This window comes from Martelella sp., assembly GCF_984369615.1.
In genome coordinates, this window is the sequence record NZ_CFHTCS010000275.1 from 1 (window position 1) to 5,975 (window position 5,975).

The 5,975-nt window shown below is 63.9% G+C and carries 1 protein-coding gene; it reads left to right on the plus strand.

Annotation, left to right across the window (positions count from 1 at the left end):
• Positions 1–5,975, plus strand: a 5,975-nt coding sequence (locus AC5DC2_RS17975) for an autotransporter-associated beta strand repeat-containing protein (protein ID WP_491699465.1), incomplete at both ends; no start/stop codon positions are given.

Consider the following 5,975-nt stretch of genomic DNA (forward strand, 5'->3'; position numbering starts at 1 on the left):
CCAGTATGGCGGCGCACTCAACCAGGTGCCCGGAACGATCTTCAAAACCACGACAATTACGGGACTGCCGGCTGGCAAGGATTATGAACTCAATGCGGTTGACCCCAATGCCGTCGTGAGTTCGCCGGGCATGATCCGGCTTATCACCTATGACAGCGTGACCGGCGAAACGCCGCAATACTGGAACGGCGGAGCGCCTGGACCCGGCTATACCAGCACCCCTCTCACCGGAGGTTCCGGCACATGGATCGCGGGGCTTGGAAACTGGACCCAGCCGGATGGCTCCAATTCGGCTGCCTGGGTGGGCTCCGTCGGCTATTTCCAGGGCAATACGGCCGGAACGGTGACCGTTGTCGGCTCGCTGGGTTTCGACAGGCTCGTGTTCTCGGCCCAGGAGTATCACCTGATCGCGGGTACGGGCGGCGTGCTTCAAATGTCGCCGCGCCTCCACACAATCGGCGAAATCGACGTGGACACGGTGACGGCGACAATTGCCGTGGACATCACCGACGGCATGAACAGGGCGCCAGTGCCGGCCGCGGTGAACAGCCTGACGAAGGGCGGTACCGGCACGCTCGTCTTCGTCGGCAACAAGACCTATACCGGCGACACCACGGTCAGCGGCGGTACGCTGCAGCTCGGCGACGGAACGACGAACAGCACAATTCTGGCCGGCATCACGATTGCTTCCGGCGCTACCCTTGCCGTCAATCAGGCGGCGAGCCAACCCGCTCTGTCCTTTTCCAACGTCCTGACCGCTACGCTCAATAATGCGAATCCGGCCATATTCCACGTGATGGGAGCCGGACAGCTCGATTTTTCCAGCAACAGCAACACGTTCCTGGGGCAGACGAATGTCACGGCGGGCACCTTCAATATGCTCGCCAACAGCGTGCTCGGAGGAACGGTGGCGCTGACCGGCGGCACGCTGAACGGCGGCGGCACGATCAACGGCAACGTGTCGGTGACCGGCGGCACGCTGAAGGGCACCGGCACGATCAACGGCGATGTGACGGTCAGCCAGGCCGGGACGATCGCGGGAGATTATTCCACGACCCCGGTCCTGACGATCAACGGCGCGCTGACGCTCGGCAACGGGTCGACGTTGAACGTGACGCTCGATCCGGCCCCGGGAGCAAACCCGTCGCCGGCGCTCATTACCGTGACCACGCTGAACATGACCTCCGGCAATGTGGTTTTCCTGCCCGCAAATCTCGTGGTCGGGCAGCGCTATAACCTGATCCAGTTCACGGCTTCCGCGACCGGCAGCGCGAGCAACCTCACCCTCATGAACAACCCGAACCGCTACCGATTGGGCAATGACCCGACTGGGGCGCCCGGTTTCCTCTACATTATTGCAAGTCCGCCCGGTGGGCAGCAGCTCTTCTGGCATCCGTTGACGCCGCCGGGACCCAATAATTTCGGCGGTAGCGGTACCTGGGATGCGGCGACGACGATGAGCTGGGCGGATTCCAGCGGACAGCCGCCGCTTCTCTGGTCCGAGGCCGATATCGCCGTGTTCACGCAAACTGGTGGTACGGTCACGGTCGACAGCACCGCGCCGATCAGTATCAACGGCATGCAGTTTACGGTAACCGGCTACGAATTGAGGGGCACGGACGCCACCTCCACGCTGACGCTCGACGCCACGCCCGGCGCTGTTTCGATCTCGGTCAGTGGAACAGCCACAGATAATGCGAAGGTTGGCGTCATCCTCGGCGATGGCGGAAATGCCGTGCCGCTCTCCAAGACGGGGACCGGCACGTTGATCCTGACGGCGGCCAACACCTATTCCGGCGGCACCACCGTTTCCGAGGGCACGCTTCAGCTCGGCGACGGCACCACCAACGGGTCGGTGACCGGCAATATCACCATCAGCGCCGGCGCAACGCTTTCGGTTTACGCCAACGCCGCGTCCACCCTCGCCGCGCCGCTTGACTTCGGCAATGTCCTGCAGCCCTCGGACGCAACCTCGCATTTCCTGGTCAACGGGCCCGGCGTGGTGAACTTCACCAGCGCAAGCGCCGGTTTCCTCGGCCAGACGACGGTGGTGGCCGGCGCGACCCTGACCGGGTCCGCCATCGGAAATCTCGGCGGCACGGTCACGATTGCCGGGGAGGGGACGCTCGCCGGTTCGGGCGGGACGACCTTCACGCTCGGCGCCGGCGCCGGCGGCCTGGTGCTGACGAATGCAGCCGGCATGACGGGCCCCTCGACGATCGAGGCCAGCGGCCTGACGGCGGGCGCTGCCAGCCTGTTTTCGACCGGGACCCTGACGGCAGCCGGCGTGGTTCTGGTCAACGCGCCGGTGCTTGCGCCCAGCCAGCAGCCCTATTTCCTGATCGACTATACCGCGATCAACGGCGTCGCCTCCGACATCAAGATCGCTTCCGCTTCCGCGGGTATCGACGTCAACGCCACCAATGCGACGGTCGTGTCCGTCGGCAGCAGGATCGCGATCCTGGTCGGCTCCGGCACGAATGTGGACACGAGCGCGGGGGTCTGGTGGAACGGCACGACCACACAGCCGCCAACGACTCAGGTCATCGGCGGTCCCGGCACATGGACGGCGGATCAGGCCGCCGCGACAGCCATGAACTGGACCGATAGCGGCGGCACAGCCCACGTGGCGTGGAAGCAGGCCAAAACCGCGATTTTCGCCGGCACGCCGCAAACCGGCGCTGTCTCGGTCGAAAGTACGACCAGCGGCACGATCACGGTCCAGGGGCTGGATTTCCGGGTTGGCGGCTATACGCTTTCCGGCGTCACTGCCACTGATGCCATCACGCTGCAATCGGCCTGGGATGACAATCTGGCGCGCCTCAACGCCGATGCCCAGGCCGTCACCGCAACCATCGCGGTCAATCTCGACGGTCCGGCCGGCGTCAGAAAAACCGGGGCCGGAACCATCGTGTTCACCGGCGACAAGACCTATCAGGGCGGCACCAGCATCGTCGGCGGCACGCTCCAGATCGGCGCGGCGACCGGACCCGGCTCGGTTGTCGGCGACATTACGGTGGGCGGTCAAAACGGCGCCACGCTTTCCCTGTTCGCACCGGCCGCAGGCCTGACCTTCACCAATGTCTTGCACGGCGTAGCCGCATCGGCGCTTCACATCGCCGGCACGGGCACGGTGAACTTCAACTCGGCCTCGGGGACTTCGTTCCTCGGAACGACAACAGTGCTTGACGGCGCGACGCTAGCGGGCTCCGGCGCGATCGGCGGTCCCGTCACCGTCCAGGCCACCGGCGCGATCTCGGGCACGCACGGGACAACGCTTCAACTCGGCTCGAGCCTGACTTTTGCTGCGGCCACGACATCCATGGTGGTTCTGCTCGACGGCAACAATCCGAACACCATGCCGCTGTTCAGCACGACCGGCGACTTTGTGGCCGCACTCGGCGGCGTCATCACGGTCAATACGGCGGGCGGCACGGCGTTGCCGATCGGCACGCAATATGCACTTCTCTCTTATGTCGGCAATCGGCCAGCGCTCGATCTCTTGACCTTCGCGACGCCGAACGCGACCTATTCCCTTGCCGACCCGAACAACAACACAATCTGGCTGGTGGTCGGCACTCCGCCGGACGAGTTCTGGAACCCCCACCAGAACGCCACAGGCCAACTCGGCGGGAACGGCAACTGGACCGCGACGGGCGGTGTTGCTTGGTCCGATGATGCGAACGGAACGGGCCATCATCCCTGGGTGTCTGGCGGTGTTGCGCATTTCATTGACCGTGCGGGAACGGTCGCGGTCGGGACAGGAGCTCCAATCCTCGTCAGCGGAATGGAGTTCGATATCGGCCCATACAGCTTCACCGGCGGGGCGCTGACGTTGACCAGCGCCGGCGGCGGTCCGGTCAAGATCAATGTGACCGACGCCAGCGCAACGGTCACGATGGGCGTGGAACTCGCGCAGCTTGCCGCCGGCACGCAGCTCGAAAAGGATGGTCCCGGGACGCTGGAACTGGCTGCGGTGAGTTCTTATACGGGCCAGACGTCAGTTTCGGCCGGGACGCTGATGTTGAGCGGCGCAACGATGCCGCTTCAGGGGGCGATTGATGTGGCCAACGTGACGGGCGCCGCGCTCTCCGTCAATGCGACCGGGACGATGACGTTCGGAGCCGCAAACGTGCTGACCTCGGGCGGAAGCCGCGCCCGGTTTAACATTCAGGCCGGCACGGTCGAATTCAACAGCCAGAGCCCGGGCTTTTCCGGTACGACCACGGTTGCCGGCGGGGCCACGCTGACCGGGACCGGCGATCTGGGCGGTACTGTCCTTGTGCAGAGAAACGGCACGCTTCAGGCGCCGCCTCCCGGCCAGCCGGTACTGACGGCGGGAGGGACTTCTCTCTTCCTCCAGAATGGCGCCAACCTTGCTGTGACCCTCAATGCCACGCCGCCTGCCCCCGGGGCAGCGGCGCCGATCGCGACGGGTATCTTGAGTACCTCGACCAACACGCTGATGGTGACCGTCCAGGGCGGAGGCATGCTGGCGGATGGCACCTATCCGTTGATCGACTACGCAACCACCTATAACGGCGACCCCAGTACGATCGATGTTTCGAGCGTGCCCGTGCAGAACAACACATTCCATCGGGTCCTTGCCACGGCGACTTCAGCCGGTCCCGGCACCCTGGTTCTGGCTGTCGGCCCGGATGCCTATTCCTACTGGAACGGTGTCCACCAGCAGCCGACGATGCCGCCCTCGGCGAACGGCGCCGGCGGCCCCGGGACCTGGAACGCAGACATGACCAACTGGACGAACCCGCGGGGCGATGCCACAGGCCCCTGGGCCCAGGGTGGCTATGCCATTTTCGCAACCACGGGAGGGGCCGTCGACGTCGACAGTCGCGCCGTGACCGAGTTCATCAAGGTCGCGGGCATGGAGTTCGATGCCGACGGCTATTCACTTCGCCCGCTCGCCGTGACCGACAGCCTCATTCTGATGGCGTTTCCGGGAACGACCACTGCGTCCATCACCGTCGGCCAGGATGCCATGAACAACCCCTATACCGCGACGATCGGGGTTGCGCTTCAGGGTGCGGTCGGATTGAGCAAGAACGGGCCCGGCACTCTCGGGCTGACCACGGCCAACAGCTATCAGGGAGATACGCTGGTCAATGAAGGCACGCTCGAGGTGACCGATGCCGGCGCCGTGCCGGGCGACATCTCCATCAGCCAGACGGCGACCTGGAACTGGAATGTGACCGGCAACCAGAGCTTTGACGGCGTCATCTCTTCGATCGGCGCCGGCGGCGGCGGGACGTTCAACGTCAATGCGGGAACAAATGGCAACCTGCAGTTGACGGCTGCAAATACCTTCACCGGGGTTACCAATGTGCCGCAGAATGTGACGCTGAATGTGACCGGACCGGCCGGGTCACCGGCGGCGGCCGCTCTTCTCGGCACGATCAATGTGATGGACGGCGGCATTCTGGAGGGGCAAGGCGCTTTCGGCGACGTACATGTCCATGCGGGCGGCCTATTTGAATTCGGTACCCGCACGGTGACCGGTCTGCCGCCTGCAACAACCTTGACGGCGCAAAACCTAATGATGGACGACGGGAGCGGATTTGTCGTAGGCGCCGATTTCGGCTCCGGCTCTGTCAGCATGCTCACGGTGGCGAATGAGGTCCACCTCGATACCGGTACGATCCATGGTACCGTCTCGCACACAAACACGGAACCGGACCTCAGCACCCTTCCTATCTATTATCCAGTCATCCAGGCCCCGCAAGGGTCGACCTATAATGCCAATTTCACGACCAATGCCGGCAATCTTGATTATTCATTCAGTTTTGTGGAACGTCCAGCCAATCCTGGCATTCTCTATCTGAAACTCAGTCCGACTGGCTTGATGGAAGTGTGTGTCAGCCTCCCGGGCGAATCATGCGGGGTTGTTTCGTCGATCAGATCCCTTTCCGGGCATGAAGCGTTCCGAGCCTTGAGAAGTATCCGTGTTGATGAGGCGG